Annotated in this window: 16 protein-coding genes and 1 pseudogene; 4 read left to right on the forward strand and 13 right to left on the reverse strand. The window is 67.8% G+C overall.

All coding sequences use genetic code 11. The features are described from left to right. From BS38_RS27985 to BS38_RS0120675, 4 genes and pseudogenes are all read left to right on the forward strand, one after another. Window positions 1–145 (forward strand): annotated as a pseudogene (locus BS38_RS27985) (GmrSD restriction endonuclease domain-containing protein); the annotation flags it as partial. A gap of 482 nt (window positions 146–627) precedes the next feature. Beyond that, a complete protein-coding gene (locus BS38_RS0120665) occupies window positions 628–1443 on the forward strand; it encodes an AfsR/SARP family transcriptional regulator (protein WP_231511373.1) in 816 nt (271 codons plus the stop codon). 139 nt (window positions 1444–1582) lie between these two features. Beyond that, window positions 1583–5248: a transcription-repair coupling factor gene (mfd, locus tag BS38_RS0120670; RefSeq protein WP_028272491.1), complete on the forward strand. Its 3666-nt coding sequence runs from the start codon at window positions 1583–1585 to the stop codon at window positions 5246–5248. Between the two features lie 4 nt (window positions 5249–5252). Next, window positions 5253–6077, forward strand: coding sequence for a metal-dependent hydrolase (locus BS38_RS0120675; protein ID WP_028272492.1), 825 nt, complete (start codon window positions 5253–5255; stop codon window positions 6075–6077). Window positions 6078–6214: 137 nt separating this feature from the next. Here the strand turns inward: BS38_RS0120675 and BS38_RS0120680 are convergent, their stop codons facing one another. The 13 genes from BS38_RS0120680 to nirB all read right to left on the reverse strand — a co-directional run bounded on the left by BS38_RS0120680 (window position 6215) and on the right by nirB (window position 22738). Beyond that, complete coding sequence (locus tag BS38_RS0120680) at window positions 6215–6445, reverse strand: hypothetical protein (RefSeq protein ID WP_028272493.1); 231 nt, start codon at window positions 6443–6445, stop codon at window positions 6215–6217. Between the two features lie 72 nt (window positions 6446–6517). Beyond that, complete coding sequence (gene deoC / locus BS38_RS0120685; RefSeq protein WP_028272494.1) at window positions 6518–7264, reverse strand: deoxyribose-phosphate aldolase; 747 nt, start codon at window positions 7262–7264, stop codon at window positions 6518–6520. 92 nt (window positions 7265–7356) lie between these two features. Beyond that, entirely contained in the window at window positions 7357–8235 is an 879-nt protein-coding gene (locus BS38_RS0120690; RefSeq protein ID WP_028272495.1) for an FAD-dependent oxidoreductase, read from the reverse strand. A 251-nt stretch (window positions 8236–8486) separates the two neighbouring features. After that, window positions 8487–9893, reverse strand: a complete 1407-nt coding sequence (locus BS38_RS0120695; RefSeq protein ID WP_028272496.1) for a patatin-like phospholipase family protein — start codon at window positions 9891–9893, stop codon at window positions 8487–8489. Next, window positions 9890–10390, reverse strand: coding sequence for a hypothetical protein (locus BS38_RS27730; RefSeq protein WP_231511374.1), 501 nt, complete (start codon window positions 10388–10390; stop codon window positions 9890–9892). The genes BS38_RS0120695 and BS38_RS27730 overlap by 4 nt, the downstream gene beginning before the upstream one ends. Next, the gene (locus tag BS38_RS0120705; RefSeq protein WP_028272497.1) at window positions 10387–10869 is read right to left on the reverse strand and encodes a DUF1772 domain-containing protein; all 483 of its coding nucleotides are present in this window, start codon (window positions 10867–10869) and stop codon (window positions 10387–10389) included. Before BS38_RS0120705 ends, BS38_RS27730 begins: the two co-directional genes overlap by 4 nt. Further along, window positions 10866–11849, reverse strand: a complete 984-nt coding sequence (locus BS38_RS0120710; RefSeq protein ID WP_051629064.1) for an acetoacetate decarboxylase family protein — start codon at window positions 11847–11849, stop codon at window positions 10866–10868. Before BS38_RS0120710 ends, BS38_RS0120705 begins: the two co-directional genes overlap by 4 nt. After that, window positions 11846–12910, reverse strand: a complete 1065-nt coding sequence (locus tag BS38_RS0120715; protein WP_051629065.1) for an alpha/beta fold hydrolase — start codon at window positions 12908–12910, stop codon at window positions 11846–11848. Before BS38_RS0120715 ends, BS38_RS0120710 begins: the two co-directional genes overlap by 4 nt. Next, window positions 12907–14979: a hypothetical protein gene (locus BS38_RS0120720; RefSeq protein WP_028272500.1), complete on the reverse strand. Its 2073-nt coding sequence runs from the start codon at window positions 14977–14979 to the stop codon at window positions 12907–12909. Before BS38_RS0120720 ends, BS38_RS0120715 begins: the two co-directional genes overlap by 4 nt. Before the next feature lie 13 nt (window positions 14980–14992). Beyond that, window positions 14993–17710 carry a GMC oxidoreductase gene (locus BS38_RS26560; RefSeq protein WP_028272501.1) on the reverse strand — a complete coding sequence of 906 codons (2718 nt, stop codon included), beginning with the start codon at window positions 17708–17710 and terminating at the stop codon, window positions 14993–14995. Between the two features lie 177 nt (window positions 17711–17887). Next, window positions 17888–19042 (reverse strand): uroporphyrinogen-III synthase, encoded by a 1155-nt coding sequence (locus BS38_RS0120730; protein WP_028272502.1) that lies wholly within the window; start codon window positions 19040–19042, stop codon window positions 17888–17890. A 19-nt stretch (window positions 19043–19061) separates the two neighbouring features. Next, a complete protein-coding gene (gene cobA / locus BS38_RS0120735; RefSeq protein ID WP_028272503.1) occupies window positions 19062–20096 on the reverse strand; it encodes a uroporphyrinogen-III C-methyltransferase in 1035 nt (344 codons plus the stop codon). A 2-nt stretch (window positions 20097–20098) separates the two neighbouring features. Then, window positions 20099–22738, reverse strand: a complete 2640-nt coding sequence (nirB, locus tag BS38_RS0120740; RefSeq protein ID WP_028272504.1) for a nitrite reductase large subunit NirB — start codon at window positions 22736–22738, stop codon at window positions 20099–20101. Window positions 22739–22781 lie beyond the last annotated feature (43 nt).

Genomic DNA, 22781 nt, shown 5'->3' on the forward strand with positions numbered 1-22781 from the left:
GGAGATGGCGTGGCTGGCGGACCAGGGCATTTCCACCGGCTGGGTGGAGGCCAACGGCACGGTGACGTACCGTCCGCTGCAGTCCATCAGCCGTGATGCGATGGCAGCCTTCCTCTACCGGATGAGCACCAGGACGGCCGGCTAGCACCGACGTTCGCACAGCAAACAAAAGCAGGCCCCGGTCCAACCGGGGCCTGCTTTTTGCATCCAATTCGTCACTCCTTTCCCACTCCGGGTACTACTCGCTCAGGGGTAACTCCATTAACTCCAATTACTTGGCAAAACTGCCGGGTACTCCTGTGGACCTCATCCCTACTACGTGGATTCCGTAACGGTCTTACCTGTCTTTATGCGCCATGAAAAAACAGGTATATCGATCCCTTGGACGTCCCCATTTGCCGTGTCACGGTGGTTTGGAAAGCCGGAGCAAGCAGCATCGCACTTTCTGCCTGCTCCCACCGGAAGACGCGCGCTAACTGCTTGGCCTGACAAATGGAGAACATCGTGGGGACAACTCCTGAATTATCAAAGTCAATATCTGTTCGTCTGTTCGGAATGTTCGACGTGCGGCGCAATGGAGTTCCACTGGCGACCTCCGACATTGGCGGATGCAAACCGAGGCATATTTTGGAATTACTGCTGCTGAACTTAGGCAGCCCCGTATCGAAGAGCCGGATCATTGAAATTCTTTGGGGTGCCAGGGCCGGCACCGGAACAATCGCGACGCTGGAGAGCTACATCTGCGGCATCCGCCGCGCCATCCAGCCGGGCGACACGCGGAACGGTCCGCTCCGCACCGCCAACAGCGGCTATGTCCTGGACCCGGAGCTCGTTGACCTGGACCTCTCGGCGTTCCGCCGGCTGGTACAGGACGCCGGTCAGGCGGCTCCCCGGGAAGCCTATGCGATGCTGACGGAGGCCCTGGAGCTATCCGCCGATCCGCTGCTCGGTTCAGAGCTGGCGTCCGACTGGGCCGATGAAGCCCGCATTCGGCTCGGCGCCGAACGAGTGGCGGCACAGGTCCGGACCGCAGAAACAGCTGTCCTGCTCAACAGGCCCGCGGAATCCGTCCGCTGGGCCCAGGCGGCCGTGGCGTCCGAACCCCTCAACGAACGGGCCTGGACCGTCCTGGTAACAGGCTATGAACTGTCCGGACTTCCGGTTGAAGGCCTGTCCGCCTACGCGCGGTGCCGAAGGATCTTCGACCGGGACCTGGGCTGCGCACCGGGACCCGCGCTGCAGGCCGCACACCTGAGGCTCCTGCGCCAGCGCGCCGAGGCGGACGTGGAGTTGTCCGAAGTCCTGGCCGCCCTCCTGTACCTGGGGGAGTCAATGAAAGGACACCGGCACGCACCGGAGGCCGGACCGGACGCCCTGCTCACCCGTGAGAATGCCGGACGGATCCTTGACTCCTTCCTTCAGCGCGCCAGGGCGGCCGTCTGACACCGGCCCGTCCATGGTCGAGGGCAACTAGGCCCACGCAGGCTCCGCCGTCGCGGTAGGCTGGGAAGACCCGGGATTCTTGCGAATTTCGGGTTTTCGTGTTGCCTGCTTTCCCGTGATCATTTCAGGAGCTTCTGCCATGAGCCTCAACGGCCCGTCACTCACAGGCCTTCGCCGCGCGCTCGCCGGAGACACAACGTTTGCCCGCGTGCAGGCTGAAGCGTCCCGGGGTTTCGGAACCCGCAGCGAGGATTACCAGATCAGCGCCCCGGCAGGCCTCCGCGCTGCCCTGCTGGCCGAGATGTCTGACGGCCTCGCGGCCCTGCATGCCGCCGAAGGCACTGCCGCAGTTGGAAACCACGACGGCGGCACGCCCCTGGTGCTGGCCGTCACCGCCACCGGCCGTGAAGCGGAGGACCTCACTGCCGCGCTGCGGGCCTTCCTGCCGGCCGATTCCGTGGCCGAGTTCCCCAGCTGGGAGACCCTCCCGCACGAACGGTTGTCCCCGCGCTCGGACACCGTGGGCCGCCGCTTGTCCGTATTGCGCCGGCTGGCCCACCCTGAATCTGTTGCCGGAGGACCGCTCCGCGTGGTGGTGGCTCCGGTCCGCGCCGTGGTGCAGCCGATCGTGGCCGGCCTGGGCGACCTGGTGCCCGTGACCCTGAAGGTCGGTCAGGAGGCCCCCTTCAGCAGCGTCGTCAAGAGCCTGGCCGACGCCGCCTACGCCCGGGTGGACATGGTGTCCCGCCGCGGCGAATTCGCCGTCCGCGGCGGCATGCTGGACGTTTTCCCGCCCACCGAGGACCATCCCATCCGGGTGGAGTTCTTCGGCGACGAGGTGGACCAGATGCGGTGGTTCGCCGTTGCCGACCAGCGCTCGCTTTCCTCGCCCGGCCTGCACCACCCCACGGAACTGCACGCCCCGCCGTGTCGCGAAATCCTGATCACCCCGTCCGTGATGTCCCGGGCCGCGACACTGAAGACACAGCTGCCGGCCGCCGCGGACATGCTGGAAAAGATCGCCGGCGGCATCGCGGTGGAAGGCATGGAATCGCTGGCTCCCGTCCTGGTGGATGCCATGGTGCCCTTCGTCGAACAGCTGCCCGCCGGGTCCATCTCCGTGGTGATCGAGCCTGAAAAGGTCCGCACCCGCGCCCACGACCTGGCCGCGACCAATGAGGAATTCCTCGAAGCTGCATGGTCCACGGCGTCCGACGGCGGCACGGCTCCGCTGGATCTGACGTCCGCGGCCTCGGCTGCCCTGCATTCGGCCAGCTTCCGCTCCCTGACGGAGACCCGCACCGCGGCCCTGGGGCAGGAGGTTTCGTGGTGGTCGATCACCTCGCTGGCCACCGACGAAGAGCTGACCCCGGACATCAACGTCCTCAACCTGCACGCCCGGGAACCCCGCGGCTACCAGGGCGACGTGGCGGAGATGATGGAGTTCATCGGCTCGAACGTCCGGGACCAGTGGCGCATTGTGGTTGTCACGGAAGGTCCCGGCCCGGCCCAGCGGCTGGCTGAACTGTTCCATGACGCAGACATCCCGTGCGCCCGGGTGGACTCGCTGGATGACGAGCCGCAGGCGGGCATCATCGAGGTGACCACCGCCGCCGTCGGACGCGGCTTTGTGCTGGACGGCCTCAAGCTTGGCCTGCTGACGGAAGCGGACCTGCTGGGACGCACGTCCGCCGGTTCCACCAAGGACATGCGCCGGATGCCGTCCAAGCGCAGGAATGCCGTGGATCCGCTCCAGCTCGTGGCCGGGGACTCCGTGGTGCACGAACAGCACGGCATCGGCCGGTTCGTGGAGCTGATCCAGCGCCGGGTGGCCGGTGGCGGCGACGGCGTGCGCGAGTACCTTGTCCTGGAATACGCCCCGTCCAAGCGCGGGGCGCCGGGCGACCGGCTTTTTGTGCCCACCGACCAGCTGGACCAGGTCACCCGCTACGTCGGCGGGGACACCCCGGCGCTGAGCAAGATGGGCGGCGCGGACTGGGCCAGCACCAAGTCCAAGGCCCGCAAGGCCGTCAAGGAGATCGCCGGCGAGCTGATCCGGCTGTACTCGGCCCGGATGGCCTCCCGCGGTTACGCCTTCGGCCCGGACACCCCGTGGCAGCGCGAGCTGGAAGAGGCTTTCCCGTATGTGGAGACGCCGGACCAGCTGACCACCATCAATGAGGTCAAGGCCGACATGGAGCGCGAGATCCCGATGGACCGGCTGATCTCTGGTGACGTGGGCTACGGCAAGACCGAGATTGCCGTCCGGGCCGCGTTCAAGGCCGTTCAGGACGGCAAGCAGGTCGCTGTGCTGGTCCCCACGACGCTGCTGGCCCAGCAGCACTACGAGACGTTCACCGAACGGTTCTCCGGCTTCCCGCTGGTGGTCAAGCCGCTGTCCCGTTTCCAGAGCGGCAAGGAGGCAAAGGAAACCGCCGACGGCGTTAAGGCAGGTTCCGTGGACGTCGTCATCGGCACGCACCGGCTGCTGTCCAAGGACTTCGGCTTCAAGGACCTTGGCCTGGTGATCGTGGACGAGGAGCAGCGCTTTGGCGTCGAACACAAGGAAGCGCTGAAGAAGATGCGCACCAACGTGGACGTCCTGGCCATGAGTGCCACGCCGATTCCCCGCACCCTGGAAATGTCCCTGACCGGGATCCGCGAGACCTCCACCCTGGCAACGCCACCGGAAGAGCGCCACCCGGTGCTGACCTATGTGGGCCCGTACACGGACAAGCAGACCTCCGCTGCGGTCCGGCGGGAACTGATGCGCGAGGGCCAGGTCTTCTTCGTCCACAACCGGGTGTCGACGATTGAGCGGACCGCCGCCAAGATCCGCGAGCTGGTGCCCGAAGCCCGCGTGGAGGTGGCCCACGGCCAGATGTCCGAAAGCCGGCTCGAGCAGATCATCGTGGACTTCTGGGAGAAGCGCTTCGACGTCCTGGTGTGCACCACCATCATCGAAACCGGCCTGGACATTTCCAACGCCAACACCCTGATCGTGGACGGCGCGGACAAGTACGGCCTCTCCCAGCTCCACCAGTTGCGCGGACGCGTGGGCCGCGGCCGCGAACGCGCCTACGCGTATTTCCTGTACCCCTCCGAGAAGCCCCTGGGCGAGGTGGCGCTGGAACGGCTCAAGGCCGTGGCCACGCACAACGAACTCGGCGCAGGCATGCAGCTGGCCATGAAGGACCTCGAAATCCGCGGCGCCGGCAACCTGCTGGGCGGCGAACAGTCCGGCCACATCCAGGGCGTGGGTTTCGACCTCTACATCCGCCTGGTGGGCGAAGCCGTGGCGGACTTCCGCGGCGAGGCCGAGGAGAAGGCCGCCGAAATGAAGATCGAACTGCCCGTCAACGCCCACCTGCCGCACGACTATGTGCCGGGCGAACGGCTGCGCCTCGAGGCCTACCGCAAGCTCGCGTCCGCGCTCACGAACGAAGCGATCGACGAGGTCCAGGCCGAACTCGTGGACCGCTACGGCGAACCGCCGCTGCCGGCGCAGAACCTGATCGCCGTCGCGCGGTTCCGGGTGGGGGCCCGCGAAGCCGGGCTGTCCGACGTCGCCCTGCAGGGGAACTTCATCAAGTTCTCCCCGGCTCAACTGCCCGAGTCCAAGACCATGCGCCTCAACCGCATGTACCCCGGTGCGCAGTCCAAGCCCGCCCTCGACGCGGTGCTCATTCCCAAGCCGAAGACCGCCAAGATCGGCGGCCGGGACCTGCAGGACGCCGAGATCCTGGAGTGGGCCAACGGGGTCATCCGGAACATCTTCTCTGACGCGCCGTTGGCGGTGAAATAAAAGAATGATGGGAGGACATCACGCCGCGTCGGGAGCCGCGGCGTGGGTAGCCATTGCCTCAACGGGGCCGTACACCCTGGGCTGGTACCCGCTGGACGCCACCGGAATCCTGATCGGCGGCATGGCGACGGCCGGAACCGCGCTGGTGTGCGACTGGGACCACCGGCACAGCACCGTCGCCAATTCGCTGCCGCCGCTCTCGAACGTGATTGCCGTCGGGATCGAAAACGCCAGCGGCGGCCACCGGCAGGGAACGCACTCGGTACTGGGGGCGGCCTTCTTTGTGCTGCTGGCCACCATTGCCGGGCAGATCCAGCTGCACACGGACTGGGGCCTGCTGTCCGTGGGCGCCGGCCTGCTCTGCATGTTCATGATCAATATCGCCGCCAAGGCCCTCAAACTCTTCCCCAAGTCAGGCTTTATCAGCAACTGGCTCTTTGCCCTGACCATGGCCGGCCTCGTCACCTGGTTCGCGCCGGATCAATGGACCTGGCTGCCGGTCTCGATGCTCACCGGGGTGGTGGTCCACATCGTCGGAGACATGATCACCACCGGGGGAGTCCCCCTGCTCTGGCCGATCGTGATCAAGCCGCCCAAGTTCCTGCGGAAGCTGCCGGTGCTGAACGACGTCTGGAAGGCCAACGGGGCGTTTTCCATCCCCCTGCTGGGGCGGGCCGGCTCCCGCCGCGAGTGGCTTGTGCTGATTCCGGTGAGCGCCTACGCCATGGTGGGGATGTGCGTGGCCGCGTGGGCGCTGGCCAAGGCGCATTACCCGGCCGCGCTTGCCCTCGGAAGCACCCTGGTCAACAGCCTGTTCGGCGCCGGCTAGCCGCACCATGCAGCCAGCGGCGCAGCCGGACGCTTAAACGGCCGGCTGCTAAGCGGCTGGCTGCTAAGCCGCCGCCCCGTTTAAAGAGCTGAAGCCCCCGGAAGATCCGGGGGCTTCAGTCGCTTAATTTCGAAGGCTTAGTGCTCGCCGGCCGAATCCGAACGGCCCAGGATGGTCTGCGGGATCCAGAACGCTGCCGCAAACAGGCCCAGGCAGACGGCCATCGGCCACGGGTTGCCGAGCGTGAGGAAGGACAGCGAGTAGATGGAGCCGAGGAACAGGACCATCATGACCGCGAAAACGGCAATGCTCCCGGCAAGGCTGTTCTCGTTCTGAGGGGTCTTGGGGCTATCAACGGTCTTGGACATTCATTCCTCCTCGGCCCCGCAGGGCTCAAAACGCCCCGAAGGGCTCAAAAACTGTGGCGTTTCCGGATCTGGTCAGTACGCGGACGAACCCTGTTCACCCTTGACGATCGCAATGCCGGAACTGGCGCCAATACGTGTTGCACCTGCTGCAATCATAGCCTGCGCGTCAGCCAGTGAACGCACGCCGCCCGAGGCCTTGACGCCGACATCCGGGCCCACCGTGCGGCGCATCAGGGCCACGTCGTCAACAGTGGCCCCGCCGCCGTTGAAGCCCGTGGATGTCTTGACGAAGTCAGCCCCGGCCTCCACCGCCGCCTCGCAGGCAAGGACTTTCTGGGAATCGCTGAGCAGCGCTGTTTCGATGATCACCTTCAGGATCGCGTCGCTGCCGTGCACAGCTTCGGCGACGGCCCTGATGTCATCAACCAGCGCGCCTTTGTCATCGGCGCGGGCGGCTGCGATGTTGATGACCATGTCCACCTCGTCGGCCCCGTCCAGCACAGCGCCGCGGGCCTCGAAGGCCTTGACGTCGGTGGGCGTGGCTCCCAGCGGGAAGCCGACCACCGAGCAGGTCAGGACGCCGGAGCCCTTGAGCGCGGTGCTGACGGTCTTGACCCACACCGGGTTCACGCAGACGGACTTGAAGTGGTATTCGGCGGCTTCGGAGCAGACTTTGAGGATCTCCGCCTCACTGGCCTCCGGCTTCAGCAGCGTGTGGTCGATGAAGGAGGCGATTTCTCCGTGTCCGGTGGCCCCGGGTGCGGTGACTCCCGCAGCGGTGGCGTCAGGTGTGCCGGCCGCGCTGGCTTCGTTGCTCATGGTGGTCCTTCCTGGTGGGCCTGCCGGGCCTCGTGGGCAGCAGGCGCCGTTTTCTTCGTGGCTTCTCAGGTGACCATCTTGCCACAACGACGCTAGGCGGCAGCCTGCACAGGCGCCTGCAGAGTTGCCTGCATGAGCTGGTCTGCGCACGCCCCCGCCGCGGAGCCTGAGGCCACCAGGAGGCCCAGCCGGACGCCGTCGTACGAGGCGGCGTCGCCGATGGCCCAGATTCCCGGGACGGAGGTCCGGAAGTCCTGGCCGATCACGATTCCGCCGTTCGCAGCCGTCTCCAGGCCGGCACTGGCCGCCAGGCCGTCCCGAGCCACCCGCTCCTCGGCCAGGACCACCAGGTCGCCGTTCATGCTGCTGCCGTCGTCGAACACAATCCCGGCGGCCGGGAGCACGGAACCGGCGAGCGTCGGAACCACGGCGGCCGGCCGGAGCGTGGTGCGGACGGGCCTCACCCCGCGGGCGCGCAGCACCGCTTCGGCCTGGCCCGCCTCCGGGCCGGTTCCCACCAGGATCCCCAGCGGCCGCCGGCCCAGGACGCGGGTGACTTCCTTGACGGCGTCGCCGATGCGGGCGGCGTCGTCGATGGTGGAGTAGCTGAGGCAGCGGCCGGCGCCGTCCACGGGAGACAATGCCGGGGCGGAGCCGGTGGCAATCACCAGCTGGTCGTAGCTGAATTCCATGCCGTCAGAGGTGGTCACCACACGGTTGGCCGCATCGATGAAGCTGGCCGGCTGGCCGAAGCGGATCGAGACCTGGGGGAGCGCCGCCAGTTCCAGGAGCTCGGACGGGGCGTCGTCGCGGTTGCTGAGTACGGTGATGCTGCCTGCGAAGCGGGACCCGTCCAGCTTGCCCACCAGGGCACGGGCAGCAGGTCCGGCTCCGGCGATGACCACGCGCTGAACAGGCGGTGACGCCTGGAACGAGGCGGAGGAGGGAATGGACGGTGCCGAGGCGGACATGTGAAGGCCCTTTCGCTGGTGAGGCCTTCGTTTGGCCCCGGTTGGTGATGAAACCCAGCGTAGGCTTCAGGTTTTTCGAGGGTGTTTCCCGGTTGTTGCCGGAATGTCCCTGCCCGTTCCACGATGTTTACCAGCCGGCAACAAACGTGTACTTTCGATGTGTCCTGCCTCACAGTCAGCTCGCGTCCGGCCCTGCCTCCCGGCGTTGCCACCAGTCTGCCTCCCGGACCCTTGCCGCCTGCGGGGAGCGCTTAGCCATACCGGCGGAAAGCCTCGCGAAGCCCCCGGGCTGCAATGGTTGCGAGGACGCCGGCCCTGCCTCCGGGGCCGTGGACGCCGGCCGGTTCCACGGAGGCGATCAGGGCCGCGGCATCGGCCAGCCCCATGGTGACCGGCACATCCAGCAGTGAACCCACTGTCAGGCGGGCCTGCCTGGTGTCGTCCCAGGCGTCCGGGCCGGGATCGTCGTGGAAAACCCGGGCAAGGGACAGGCGGTGCCAGGCGCCGCCCGCACGAACGGAAGCCCGGTAGATCACTGAGTCGCCGCGGACGTCCACCCGTCCGCCGGCGAGGAAGATCCGTGGACCGAACGGTGCGTAGTCGAGGAACCCTGTGAGCCGGGCCGCTGCGCCTGAACCGTCGAGCGGCAGCGCCACCGTGATCGTCAGGCGCACTTCCTCATCGGGTGGGCCGTCGCCGTCGCCTGCCCAACCGCCGTCCCCGCCGTCGCCGTCCCCGCCGTCCTGGCCGACAAACCGCTCGGTGAAGCGGATGCCTGCCGGAGGTTCCACCATCGCAGTGCAGGATGCATCCTTGGGCAGGCCCTCGGCAGTCATGTCCTTGAGGTAGCTGCGGGCATCCCGGTACCCCATGCCGATCAAGGTGTCCGCGTCGATCCGGTTCAGGTAGAACTCCGGATCCAGCGGCAGGGGATTCTCTGGCCTGACAACGTGGAGGATGAAGTCCCTGCCGGCAGCCTTCGCGGCCTCGAAGTCGGCCAGGAGGGCGCCCATGGCGCTCATTTCGATCATGTGGACGTACTGTTCCAGCGGGCCGTCGCCCCAGTAGCCGGTGTTGCCGATGCACCAGACAAGCCACACCTCGTCCGCCCCGCGACGGAGGGCTTCGGCCACGTTGGCGTCGCGGACCCAGACCGCGTCAGTCCAGATCTTCCCGTCGCGTCGCAGCGGCGTGAGGAAAATGGGCAAGGACATTCCGGCTGCCATCAGTCCGGCATCGATGTCCCGCGCGTCGATGGCATGGCAGAGCTTTCCGGTAAATTCAACCACGTTGAAGGTGCCTTCGACGGCGCCCGGCAGGGCTGCCCGGCGCCGGATCTCGCCGTCGTCGATCCCGAGGGCCGGAAACACCTTGCCGAGCAGGCCGTCCGCGTCGCCGATGGCGGGCAGCGACCACGGCCCCTTCGCGTAGTCGCCGAGCGGAAGTGCCGAGCCGAAGTCCTTGACGTTCACGCCGGACCAGTTCCGGCACATGTCCTCGGCAGGCACCCCGGACAGCAGCATGCCGGCTGTCAGGATGCCGCCGGACGTCCCGTCAATGTGGTCGAAGTGCAGGCCTTCTTCAGCGAGCGCGCGGACCACGCCGGCCTGCCAGGCCACCCGCATCCCGCCGCCGGCCAGTACCAGCGAGCGTTTCACGGTCGTGTCCCCGGTCCGGTTCCCAAGCCGCTTCCAGGGCCCGTTCCGGACACACGGGGACCGCTTTCCCAGTAAATCCGGCGAAGGTAGATCAGGCAGATCGCCGCCGTCGCAAGGTCGAAGACCGCCACCGCCAGCGCCACCGGCGCAAAAACACCGTTGATGACCCCGATCGCGACGGCGGCGCAGGCCCCCGCCTTCTGCACGCCGGACCACAGCAGCACCTCGGCCGCGGGCCGGGGGCGCAGCAGCGTGTGCAGCAGGAGTCCGCCCACCACCACCATGAACATGCCCACGGTGCCGAACAACTGGCGCGCCGCCGTCGTCGGCTCCGCCCCCAGCAGCTCAAGGACGGCGCCGCCGAACGGTATCTGGACAGCACCGGAAAAGACGGTGACGACGGCGATTGCTGCCAGGACGGCGCGCAGCGGATCCGCCGCGATCCAGGCGCCGACGCCGGGAACTGCCGCCCCGGACGGGCGGGCAATGCCGCTCATGCGAACGCCTCCCACAGCCGGCCCCGGTCCACCAGCAGCCAGACGATGGCCAGCCAGGTGAGTGTGGAGACGTAGAAGCGGATGTCGTTGAGCAGCATCCACCGGCGCAGCAGGGAACGGAGTTCGGCGTCGTCGGCGAAGTCCCCGCCCCGGATCCTGATGTTGACGGGAATGATCATGGCCTGGCCCACCACCGTGAGGACGATGATGCCCAGCAGGCAAAGGACCGCGGGGACAATCCGGACCGTGCCCCACCCCGTCCAGACCAGAATGATGCCGGCGATGAACATCGGCGGCACCACCACGGTGAAGAACTTGGTGGCCTGGCGGGTGGGGATGCCGAAGTGCATGTCCACGTTGCCGCGGTCCAGGGACTCCCACGTGGGGTAGAGGAAGAACTTCAGGACCCACATGGTGCCCACGTACATGGTGGCGCCGAACAGGAAGTACAACGCGTTCAGCAGCAGCAGCCAGTTCACGGCGCATCTCCGGTGCCGGAACCGGTGCCGGCACCGCCGGACGTGCCCTGGGACGTGCGTCCCCGGTCCGGCGCGGGCAGCCATTCCTGGCCCTGGCCCAGGCCGACGACGGACTCCAGCGGGTCGCCGCCGGGGATCCGGGCGGCCTCCTCCGCGGTTGGTGCGGTCAGGAACCACGCCTCGTAGTGGTCGTCCAGCACTCCGCGGGCTTCGGGAAGATAGGCGGTGAACACGGGTTTTTCCGCCGGCTGGAGGGTTTTGAGGACGGCAACGCCCGGCGCGTCACCCAGCACCAGCCGGGCCTTGGCATTGCCTCCCAGTGCGATGTCCCCGGTGGCTTCGAAGTAGATGTCGGACTTCATCAGCATTCCGCGGAAGGCGCAGTAGTTGGAGGCGGCCAGCTTCAGCGGGATGCCCATTGGCCCGGGGCGTTCAATTTCGACGAAGCACCCCAGCCTGCCGGCGTCGTCGTACTGCGCGGAAACGGTTGAATCGGTGACCACGAAGTCCAGGCTGGCCCGGTGCTTGGGCATGCCCCAGATGCCTTTGCCGCCCTTGACCGAGATTTCGGTGCTGACAGGTAGGTCCACCACGTACTGGCCGAGCCCGAACGTCTTCTGGAATACCAGCGGCAGGAGCGGGGGCGCCGGCCGGGAACCGTGCGTGACGGCGATCGCCAAGGAGTATTCAATGTATTGGCCGATGTCCGTCGATTTGTAGTTCACCACGGTGACCACCAGCAGCCCCTTCCCGCTGAGGCTGAACGGCCGGAGCTCCGTGCCGGGCAGGACGGCCGCGGCGGCGCGCTTGTTGATGGGGAACGCCGCCATCAGCACCGGGGAATCGTCCGAATTGACGGGCATGGAGTATTTGATGCCGTCCACCGTGGCATGGTGTCCGCGCAGGCGCTCCTGGCGGTGCGGCACCGGGGAAGGCGCCAGCCGCAGCAGGGATGCAGCCAGTCCGATGAGTCTGTTCATCTGTTCAGCTCCTTGAGGATGACGGGATAGGTGTCCGCCCAGGCGCGGACTCCAAAGAAGACGTCCAGGTGCCCGTAGCCGGACAGCAGGTGCAGTGAGTCCTTGCCGGGACGGTGGCCCTGAAAGAAGCTGAAAGTCCGCTCCTGGCTTTCGGGCAGGAAGCAGCGGTTGTTGCGCCCGGCCAGGAAGGAGAACCTGGCGTCCGTCTGCGGCGCGTCGGCCAGGAAATTCGCGGGCAGTTCCGGGTGGTTTCCGGCGGCCACCATGCGCCTGGCCAGTACGCTGCGGCCCATCTCGGACAGGAAGGTGAACGGCACTTCCGCGAACTCGCCGCTGATCCAGTTGTGGGTGGCCTCATCCAGGTTCTCGTGTGACCAGAGCGCTGGCCGGCCGCTGCCGTACGTGAAGCTGACCAGCCGGCACACCAGGTTGTTGCATTCATGGTGGGTGGCCTTGACCATGGACCGGAGGATCCGGGAGAGGTACCCGTTGGACTTGTAGCCCCATGCCGGCGACAAGTACGGAGTGAACGGTTTCAGCAGCTCGGCCAGGTACGTGATCTTGACGATCGACCACAGCGGGATCACCGGGTGCAGGGATACGGCGTTGGAGACCACCGTGTCCACCCGGGGGAGGAGCCCGGCCACGGCCGCCATGGTGAAGGACACCGAGCCCTGGCAGTGGATGACCGCCTTCAGCGTTTCGGCACCGGTCGCGCCCAGGACATAGTCGACGGCGGCAGGGTGGTCGTACACCGCTGCGTCGCCCAGGGTCCACGAGAGGGGTTCAAAGTCGATCGAGGCCCGCCAGTTCAGCAGCCAGACGTCCCAGCCGTCTTCCAGCAGGGCATCCACCAGGGTACGCGGCAGCGGCGGCCGGAAGAGCTCGGCCCGGACTCCGGCCCCGTGGACCAGCAGCACCGGCCCCTTCTCGGGCGCTCCGGCGTCAGGAGGCACGGCGGAGGTGATGTGCACCAGGGTCAGCGGCGTTCCGTCGCCGGCCGGAAAGGGGATGACTTCCGTGACGTGGTCCGCCCGGGTGATGGTGCGCGGGTTGTTCATGGCGGGAATCCCTCCCTGGCGATGGTGATCGGCGGTTCGAAAAGCCGCAGCGGCGGCAGCCCGCCGGCCGGGACCGGGCGGAGGCCGCCGTCGTCGTTCCTTTCCACATCCCAGTCCCGGCAGATCCGGTCCACTGCCACCGGATAGACCGTCAGGTTGCCGTCCGGGGCGATCCGGATCCGCAGGAAGCCCTTGTGGTCTTCGATGGCCTGCCCGGACATGGCCCACGAGGCCACTTCGCCGCTTCCCGTGCCCAGGATGAAGAAGGCGAACGCTTCGCTGCCGGCCGCGTAGCCGGTGGCAAACGTGAAAGTGAGCACCAGTCCAAGGGTCAGGAACGGCGGCAACCCGGCCGGCCAGGGAAGGAGGAGGACGACGGCGATCCCCGCCCCGAGCGCCGACAGTTGCCAGAGCGCGCCCCGGGCAACAGTGAACCCGGCGCCGTTTTCCCGCGGATCGCGGTTGAGTCCGAGCGCGGTGCCGAGGGTGGCCAGCAGCAGAAGCAACAGCAAAGGCACGCCGAGGAACGTCAGTGCCAGCAGCATGGTGTTGCCTGTTTTCAGGGTGGCGAGGCTGTCCGGGAAAGAGAGTCCGCGGAACGCGCTGAACACGGTCCAGAGGGTCAGTGCCGCCAGCATGTGGGCGACACCAAGCGCCGAGCCGAACCCCGGATTACGCACCGGAAGCCAGAACGGTGAGAGCGGATTGGCGAGGCGTCCGCGGAACTGACGGGACTCCGCCCGTCCCGGGAATGTCCCCGGAGCCAGGACGAAACGGCGGCCCCGGGCAGGCTGGTGGTCCGCCGGCATGTGGTCCGCCGGTGTGTGGTCCGCCGGCATGTGGTCCGCCGGTGTGTGGTCCGCCGGTGCGGGTGCCGGCCGGTGTCCGGGAAGCGTGAGCTCCGGGGGCAGCCACCCGGCGTCCGCCAGGAAGGCGCCGCCCAGGCCGCAGGTGATGAGCTGGGTCCGGCACGGGTCGGCCCCGGTCCGGTTGTCGGCGGTTGAGTCAGCGTCCCCCGGCAGTTCCCCTGGCAGTTCCTCGTAGCGCGAATAGTGGTGCAGGTCCCCGGTGAGCCACAGCCGGACGGAGGCGCCGGTTTCCTCGAAGATCCCGGCGCGGCGGTTGAATCGCCGCCGAAGGTAGTCCTGCTCGAAGAAATGCACCTGCCGGAAGGCGTTGGCGTTTTCCGTTTCCCGCACCCAGTAGGGGGCCGCAACGCAGAGGATGACGGCGTCGCCCGGCAGAAGCCTGGTGGTCACCGTGTTGTAGAAGTAGTCGAGCTGCGGTTCGTCGATGTATTGGCCCAGCTGGCTGTCCAGCCCCACGAGCCACCAGCCGGGAGCGTCGTCCCCGCCGGTGAGGCGGAGGGCAAAGTAGCTTCGCGTCTGGATGGTCCGCCAGCCGCCGATGTTCCGTTGCCGGGTGAACAGCCGGATGAAGGAGGTCAGGCCGTCGTACCAGTCGTGGTTGCCGGGGAGGGCCAGCAGCACGCCGGCGCGGCCGGGGGAGCGGCCGCCGGGAAGCGCCGTCCGGTAGGGACCCACCATGCGGTCCTCGTACGCGGCGGGTGATGCCACCGGATACACCTCGTCGCCGCCCAGCACCAGCACCTTCCCGCGGCGAAGCTCCTGGCCGTCCACCTGCAGCGACGCTTCCGCCAGCAGCGACGCCACCGTGTAGGTGGGGTCGAAGCCGTCGCCCAGGTCAGCCGTGAAATCCAGCCACAGGTCTTCGGCCCCGGAAGACCGTTCCGGCCCAGCGGTGCCAGCCTCCGCCGGGCTAGCCGCCGCACGGGCATTACCAGCACGGGCATTACCAGGACCGGGCAGGCCAAGGCCGCGGACCACCGGCTGCGCGGGCTGGCCCGCGACAGGCAGGCGTTCCAGGTCCAGCTCGTAACGGGGAAAGCCGCCCTCCAGTTCGCGTTTGTCACCGAAATCGGCGAAGACGGACGCGAGGACAACCCGCACGGCGGTCCTGCCCAGCTGGGCCGGTGCCAGCCAGCGCACAGCGTCCCGCGGAGTGAAGCCAAGTCCGTTGCTGTGCTGCGCCAGCTCAGCCCGCTTCATGCCCCGCCGCCCTTCATTGCCGGCCGGTGACCTTGCCGGTGACTCTGCCGGAGTACACCTGCCACAGCTCACCCAGGAACACCTTCCCGAACGCCGCAAGGGCGCTCGCAGGCGACGGGCCCACCGCCCGGAAAGTGGTCAGTTGCCGGGCGAAGTCCCACGGCCGGATGTAAAGCACTCCGGCCCCCGCCACGGCAGCACCGGACGCGGCGGCGGCAGCAGTGGCAGCAGTGGCAGTGGCAGCGGCGGTGGCTGTGTCCGGCGGCGGGAGGTGCCCGCGGAGGACGGTGACGTACAGCGTGGTGGTGTCAGCCCAGACGTCGAAGCCTGCGTCGTTGCGGACGTCCTTGTGGCCCACGAAGGTGAGCGGGGTGCCGCCGGGATCCCGCAGCCAGAGGCGGTAGAGCATCTTCCGTCCGGCCGCATCAGGACCGCCGTCCTTGACGAAGAGATTGAACCAGCCGCGTTCCACCGGAAGGCGGCCGCCGAACTGGTCCGCCAGGACGTAGCCTTCCGCGGTGGCCGGATGGAGCGGATCACGGACAAACGCGTCAATATCCGGGGCCGTGATGGTGAGCTCGAACATCATCCGGCGGCTCCGGTCACGGCCCAGGCCGCGGCCCTTCTCGGGGTCCGACACGCCGGCGCTGAACCATCCGTGCATCTGTTCGGTGAAGCTGACCGATGTCGGCCCTGTTTCGGCCAGCTCCGTTTCCTCTTCGATTTCGGCCTCCTGCAACGCCTCGCTTTCGGAAAGCACTCCGGCATCTGCGCCTCCAGCATCGCCGGGCCCGGGCCCGGGGCCGGGGCCGGCGCCGGGCTGCCCCAGCGAACGGCTGCGGGTGCGCGGGACCAGCGTCCTTTCCTCCCGGGGTGCCTTCGCACCTTTGGTGGCGTCCGGCACCAGGGCGCGCGGCGGCCCGCCGTCGTAAGTTCCGCCGTCGAACGGCCCGCCGTCGTAACGCCCGCCCTCGAACGGCTCGTTGGAAGCGCCAGGCCGGACACCGGCGTCATCCAGGCCGCCCCGCTGCCCGGCGCCGCCGGTTCCCTGCAGGATCCGGTGGCAGGCCCGTTCGGCAAAGGCGGCGATGGTCAGGGCGGGGTTGGCTCCCACCGGCCCTGGCATCGCGGCGCCGTCCACCACATGGAGCCCGGGGTAGCCAAACACCTCACCGTACGCGTCGCACACGCCATCGCTGGTGTTCCGGCCGGCCGGGGCACCGCCGAGCGGATGCACGGTGATGACGCGTTTGCTCCACCACAGCGGGTTCTGCTTGAAGCTGCCGCCCAGTTCCCTGGCGATCGCCTGCATGGTGGCCTGCATCCGGCCGAAGTACGCGGCTGAGGTGGCCAGGGTCCAGTTGATGGCCAGCCGGCCGCCCTGCAGGGTCATGACGCCGTCCGGGATGTCCCGCCCCATGCCGAGCAGGGGAACCGACGACGCCGAGAGCCGGCCGTCTCCCAGGGCGGCGGCCAGATCGGCGGAGATGTTGGATCGCTGGGCCTGGAAGAGCCGGTCCTTGAGGAGCTGCACCATCACTTTGCCGGCGCGCTTGGCCACCTGGCGGAACTGTCCCGTTTCCAGGAGCCAGTTCATGAACGAGGGGTACCCGGCGTCTTCGATGTAATAGCCGCGGCCGTCACCGCCGTCGGTGGAATCGGGCGTGCGGATGGCCGTGGTGATTACCGGCCCGATGCTGCCCGAAAGCGTGCGTGTGACGCCGTCGGGGTCCTTGGCATCCAGGACAAAGCCCAGCAGGTCGCCGTTTCCGCTGAACCGTGTGCCCAGTGCCGGGCTCAGCGCAGGCAGCGACGCGCGGTTGCGCAGCAGCAGGAACGTGGTGCCGAAGGTGCCGGCGGCCAGGATGAGCCGGCGGCAGAGGATCACCTGTTCCTCCAGGAGCCCGGGCCGGGCGTCGGCAGGATCGTGGACGACGTAGCGGACCTCATAGCCGCCGGCCGGGAGGGGGCGGATGCCGCGGACGTCGTGGTGGGTCCGGATGTCCGCTCCGGCAGCCTTGGCCGCGGACAGGTAGTTGTGGTCCAGGGTGTTCTTGGCGCCGGTGTTGCAGCCGATGTCGCATTCCCCGGACAGGGTGCAGGTGGTGCGCACGGTCCCGTCGCCGTGGATGCTTCCGTATGGTGCGGGAGCCAGCGCCCGGTTCCTGGCGGGAGCCTCTCCGGGGGACGCGGCAAACGTGACGGCGATGGGCGGCCGCGTGATGCTGAGTCCGAGCGCGCGGGCGGCCGTTTCCATGGCCAGGGTCTTCGGCGTGTCCTGATAGGGGTAGGGCACGGGCCGGAGCATGGCTTCGGCTGCCTCGTAATAGGGGTCGAGGTCCTGCCTGCTAAACGGCCAGCTTTCGTAGCCTCCGCCGGGCACGGGCGATTCCTTGACGAACCACTTTTCGTCCTTGCGCAGCAGCACGTTCGCATAGATGAGTGAGCCGCCGCCCAGTCCGCTGGAGACGATTCCTTCGAGGCCGCGGAAAGTCCAGGCGTCAAAAAGCCCGTAGAGGCCCTTGTCCGGATCCCAGAAATTCCGGCCCATCTCGGACGGCGTCCTGGCGAAACTCCCGGGCGGATAGGCCTTGCCCCGTTCCATCAGGACCACCGACTGGCCGCCGGCCGCCAAACGGTAGGCCGCTACCGATCCGCCAAAGCCGGAACCCACCACCACAGCGTCCACTGACTCCGCGGGATCGTCGTCGCCCTGCACCACCGGTTCCACGCAATTCCCCTCGGAAGAGCTGAATCGCCGAACGCCCCGGCAGCCGGGCACCCAAGGAGTGCCCAAGCGGCCACGGGGCGGTCAGACGCAAACCATAGCGACATGTTCCCACCGCGGACCGGGTCTGTCCACGGACGGGAAAGTGCGGAGCCTTGCGGGGACGTCCGGCAGGAACCGCTAGACCCGGATCCGGTACCCGCGCTTAACCACGGTTTCCACCATCCGGCCGTCCGGCAGGGAGGAGCGCAGCCGGCTGACAGTCATGTCCAGGGCGTGCACCGAGCCACGCAGTTCGAGCAGGTCGGAGAGCGATTCGCGGGACAGGACCGCGCCTTCGGCACCGAGCAGCGCCCGCAGGAGCAGGAGCGGTGCCGGCGCCATTTCAACAGCCTCCCCGTCGATCCGGAGCGACCGTCCGCGGAGCTCCACGTTGCCGGACCGGGTGTCCAGGCGGCGCACATGGTTCAGGGCAAGGTGTTCGCAGACCAGCCGGATCAGGGCACCCATCCGGAAGCGTTCCGGAACCAGCGGCGTGATCCCGGCGTCGATCAGCGGCTGCGCGGTGATGGGGCCCACCACCGCGGTGGTGACCGTGGTTTTCAGGGCGTCGACGAGCTGCTTGTAGAGGCCCATCTCGTGGGCTGTGCTCCACATGGCATCGACGGCGGGCGCACTGGTGAAGGTCAGCACGTCCAGGTTGCCGCTGCAGACGGCCTCGATCAGGCGCGGAAGTTTGTCCTCGCCGTCGGGTTTGACCCAGCGGTAGGGGGTGACGGTCAGGACGGTGGCGCCGGACATCCTGAGGCGCTCAAGCTGGCGGACGTCCGTGTAGCCGTGCAGCTGGACGGCCACCGTCTTGCCGCGGACGCCTTCCTTCAGCAGCATGTCCACCAGGGTGGCCGTGGTTTCGTCGCTGCTGATCCCGACGTCGGCAAGCCCCGCCGCCCGGACGGCGCCGCGGGCTTTGGGCCCGCGGACGAACATCCGGCAGGCCGCGAGGGTCTCCAGCAGTTCGTCGCCGATGCCGGACGCGTCCGCCGCCTCGCACCAGCGGCGCATGCCGTAGGCGGTGGTGGCGATGCAGAGGTCGGGTTTGGCGGCAATGATGGCCCGGGTGTCGTCGATAAGCCGCATGTCCTCCTGCACCGGTGCGATCTTGAGCGCAGGTGCGTGCAGCACCTCGGCTCCGCGCCGCTCCAGGGCCTCGATCAGGTCCTGGGAACGCCGGTGCGACGTCACGCCGATCCGGAATCCCTCCAGGGGCGAATCGGGGCCGTCGGCAGCAGGGGAGTCCTGCGGGCCGGGGCCGGAAGCGGGGGCAATAGAGTTCATGGCGCTCATGGGTTTTCTTTCACGATTCCATCAGTGACGCTGCGAGGCGGTCGAGATCAGCCGCCGCCTCGGCGTGCCCGCGGTTGGCTTCAGCCACCCGCACCACCTCGCCGATGACCAGCACAGCCGGGTTGGTGCAATCGGCGGCCGCTTTAACAATCGTACCGAGCTGGGCGATCGTGGTGCGCTGGCCGGGGCGGTAGCCGCGTTCGACGACGGCCATCGGCATGTCTGCCTTCATGCCGGCGCGGCGGAGGCCGGCGGCCAGCTGGTGCAGCGTTCCGATGCCCATGAGGACCACAATGGTCCCGCCCAGGCCGGCAAGGTGCGTGAGCTCCTTCTCAGTCAGCGGTGCGTGGCCGGACACCACGGTGAACATGTGGCTGACCTCGCGGTGGGTGACCGGGATGCCGGCCGCCGCCGGAACGGAGATGGCGCTGGTGACGCCGGAAACGACCTTCACCGGAACGCCGGCCGCCACACAGGCGGCAACTTCCTCGCCGCCGCGGCCGAAGACGTAGGGGTCCCCGCCCTTGAGGCGGACCACGTTGTTTCCGGCCAGGGCGCTCTGCACCATGAGCTTTTCAATGTCGCCCTGGCTCACTTTGTGGTGGCCGGGCTGCTTTCCCACATCCACCAGCTCGGCCGAGGTCAGGAAGGGCAGCTCCTGGTAGGGGGCCAGCCGGTCGTAGAACACGACGTCGGCATCGCGCAGCGCCTTGACAGCAGCAACGGTCAGCAGCTCGCCGACGCCGGGGCCGCCGCCCACCAGGGTCACGTGCCCTACTGCTCCCGCAACCGGTTCCACGGCCACGGGGATGCCGGTGGCGCGGCAACGGTCCAGCAGCGCGTCCCAGCCGGGCTGGCCGTCGTCGACGGCAGCCACGAGGAACGGACGTTCGGGCAACGGCCCGTCGTGGCTCGCACCCTGCGGTGTGCTGAGGCGGGAGACGACGGCGCCGGCAGCCTGGTAGCGGCGGACTGCCTGCCGGGCGGCGTGGTCGGATCCGGTGACCAGGACTTCACGGCCCGTAAGATCAATGCTGAGCTGCATGCCTATACCTCGTTCTTGTCGAGTTCCGGAGTGGAGGGACGCATCGGGATGGTGGCCCCGATGAGGACTTTCCCCTTCTCTTCTGCCGTTGCCGGACGCATCTGGCCGCGCTCGTCGGAGACAAAGGTGATGGAGTCGTCCTTCTGGTCCGGGGCGTTGACGAAGGAACGGAACCGGCGCAGGCGCTCGGGATCCTTCAGGGTGTCAGCCCATTCGTCGATGTAGGTGTCGACATGCTTTTCCATGGCGGCTTCGAGGTCTGCGGCGATTCCCAGGGTGTCCTTGACCACCACATCCTCGACGTGCTTGATGCCGCCGTCGAGCTCTTCCTGCCAGCGCGCGGTGCGCTGCAGACGGTCGGCGGTGCGGATGTAGTACATGAAGTACCGGTCGATGTACTTGATCAGGGTTTCGTCGTCGAGGTCCTTGGCCAGCAGCTGGGCGTGGGCGGGGGTGGCACCGCCGTTGCCGCCGACGTACAGGTTCCAGCCGTCGGCCGTGGCGATCACGCCGACGTCCTTGCCGCGGGCCTCGGCGCATTCGCGGGCACAGCCGGAGACGCCCATCTTGAGCTTGTGCGGGCTGCGGAGGCCGCGGTACCGGAGCTCGAGCTGGATGGCCATGGCCACCGAGTCCTGGACGCCGAAGCGGCACCAGGTGGAACCGACGCAGGACTTCACGGTCCGCAGGCTCTTGCCGTAAGCCTGGCCGGATTCGAAGCCGGCGTCCACCAGTTCCTTCCAGATTTCCGGGAGCTCCTCCAGCCGGGCGCCGAACATGTCGATGCGCTGGCCGCCGGTGATCTTTGTATACAGGTTGTACTTCTCGGCCACGGCGGCGATCACGCCGAGCTTCTTCGGGGTGATCTCGCCGCCGGCGATGCGGGGGACCACCGAGTAGGTGCCGTCCTTCTGCATGTTGGCGAGGGCGCGGTCGTTGGTGTCCTGCAGCGTTCCGCGGCCGGCGTCCAGGACGTAGGCGCTGTTCTGGCTGGCCAGGATGTTGGCGATGGTCGGCTTGCAGATGTCGCAGCCGGCGCCGGTGCCGTACTTGGCCATGATCTCTTCGAAGGAGGTCAGTTCCAGGACCCGGATGGCGTCGAACAGTTCCTGCCGGGAGAGCTCGATGTGCTCGCAGAGTGCCTTGGAGACCTCGACGCCGGACTTGGTGAGTTCGGTTTCCAGCAGTTTCTTGAGCATCGGCACGCAGGAACCGCAACTGGTTCCGGCGCGGGTGCAGCCCTTCAGCTCGCCGAGTTCCTGGACGGGTGCATTCCCGTCGCAGGCGCCGCAGCCGTTGACAGTGTCGCGGATGGTCCCGGCAGTCACGTTGTTGCAGGAACACAGGATGGCGTCGTCCGGCAGTTCCGTCTCCGGGGCCTCGCCGCCGCCGGCAGCGCTGAGGAACGCGCCCGGCTCGGCGGGAAGTTCGCGGCCCAGGAGCGGGCGAAGGCTCATGTACGGTGAGGCGTCGCCCACGAAGATGCCGCCCAGGAGGGTCTTGGCATCGTCCGTGGTGACGATCTTCTGGTAGACGCCGCGGGCAGGGTCGGCGTAGACGATCTCCAGGGCGTGTTCCGTGCGGGCGAAGGCGTCGCCGAAGCTGGCAACGTCCACGCCGGAGAGCTTGAGCTTGGTGGCGGTGTCGAAGCCGGGGAAAGTTGCGTCGCCGCCGTGCAGCCGGTCCGCGACGATTTCGGCCATGGTGTTGGCCGGGGCCACCAGGCCCAGGCACATGCCGCCGAAGTTGGCGACCTCGCCGATGGCCCAGATGCCGGGAACCTGGGTTTCGCAGCCGTCGGTGATGACGACGCCGCCGCGCTGGCCGAGATCGAACAGCTGCTCCTCGCCTTCAGCGGCGCGGAAGAGTTCATCGCGCGGCTTGACGCCGATGGCCACGACGACGATATCGGCGGGGATGATGCGGCCGTCCGCCATCAGCACTCCGGTAACCTGGCCGTCTTCGGAAAGTACTTCGGAGGGGAACACGCCGCCGTGGACGGTGAAGCCCTTGGCTTCGATCAGGCGGCCGAGCGCCTGGCCCGCGCCTTCGTCGAGCTGGGTGTTCATGAGCCACGGGGCGCCGTTGATCACAACGGGGGTTGCGCCGAGCTGTTCAGTGCCTGCAGCCGATTCGAGGCCGAGGAGGCCGCCGCCGATGGTGACTGCGTTGATCTTGCGGCCGAGCTTCTCGGTGAGTTCGGAGATCGCCTTGTTGATGGCCCACACGTCCTCGAGGGTGCGGTAGACGTGCACGTGCTCCGCGCCGGGGATCGGCAGGCGGGCGGCGTCCGAACCGGTAGCCACCACCAGTTCGTCGAATTCGTAGGTGTTGCCGGCTGCCGTCTCAACGGACTTGGCAGCGTGGTTGATCTTGATGACGCGTTCGCCGGTCTTCAGGGCCAGGGCATCGTGGTCCCACATGGAAGCGGCGCCGAGGGTGAGGTCCACGTCGCTGTCGGTGAGCGCCTTGCTGAGGGCCACCCGGTCGTAGGGGAGGTGGGCTTCCTCGGTGAGGACCGTGACATGCCAGCCTTCGAGGCCGCGGGCATGCATTGCGTCCGCAAAACGGTGGGCCGCGGGGCCGCCGCCGGCGACGACGATGCGGCGCGGAGTCTCGGTGCTTGAAGTCTGTTCGGTCACTGTGGGCCTTTCGCATGGGGCGCAGCGGTGATCTGCGACCATC

The sequence above is a fragment of the Arthrobacter sp. UNC362MFTsu5.1 genome, from assembly GCF_000685965.1.
Lineage (GTDB): Bacteria > Actinomycetota > Actinomycetes > Actinomycetales > Micrococcaceae > Arthrobacter.

Coding starts and splice junctions, on each gene's coding strand:
- BS38_RS27730 (WP_231511374.1), bottom strand. CDS start 10,390: ATGAGCGGCATTGCCCGCCCGTCCGGGGCGGCAGTTCCCGGCGTCGGC.
- cobA (WP_028272503.1), bottom strand. CDS start 20,096: ATGCAGCTCAGCATTGATCTTACGGGCCGTGAAGTCCTGGTCACCGGA.
- BS38_RS0120680 (WP_028272493.1), bottom strand. CDS start 6,445: ATGTCCAAGACCGTTGATAGCCCCAAGACCCCTCAGAACGAGAACAGC.
- BS38_RS0120690 (WP_028272495.1), bottom strand. CDS start 8,235: ATGTCCGCCTCGGCACCGTCCATTCCCTCCTCCGCCTCGTTCCAGGCG.
- BS38_RS0120675 (WP_028272492.1), top strand. CDS start 5,253: ATGATGGGAGGACATCACGCCGCGTCGGGAGCCGCGGCGTGGGTAGCC.
- BS38_RS0120730 (WP_028272502.1), bottom strand. CDS start 19,042: ATGAACTCTATTGCCCCCGCTTCCGGCCCCGGCCCGCAGGACTCCCCT.
- BS38_RS0120710 (WP_051629064.1), bottom strand. CDS start 11,849: ATGAACAGACTCATCGGACTGGCTGCATCCCTGCTGCGGCTGGCGCCT.
- deoC (WP_028272494.1), bottom strand. CDS start 7,264: ATGAGCAACGAAGCCAGCGCGGCCGGCACACCTGACGCCACCGCTGCG.
- BS38_RS0120720 (WP_028272500.1), bottom strand. CDS start 14,979: ATGAAGCGGGCTGAGCTGGCGCAGCACAGCAACGGACTTGGCTTCACT.
- mfd (WP_028272491.1), top strand. CDS start 1,583: ATGAGCCTCAACGGCCCGTCACTCACAGGCCTTCGCCGCGCGCTCGCC.
- BS38_RS0120715 (WP_051629065.1), bottom strand. CDS start 12,910: ATGAACAACCCGCGCACCATCACCCGGGCGGACCACGTCACGGAAGTC.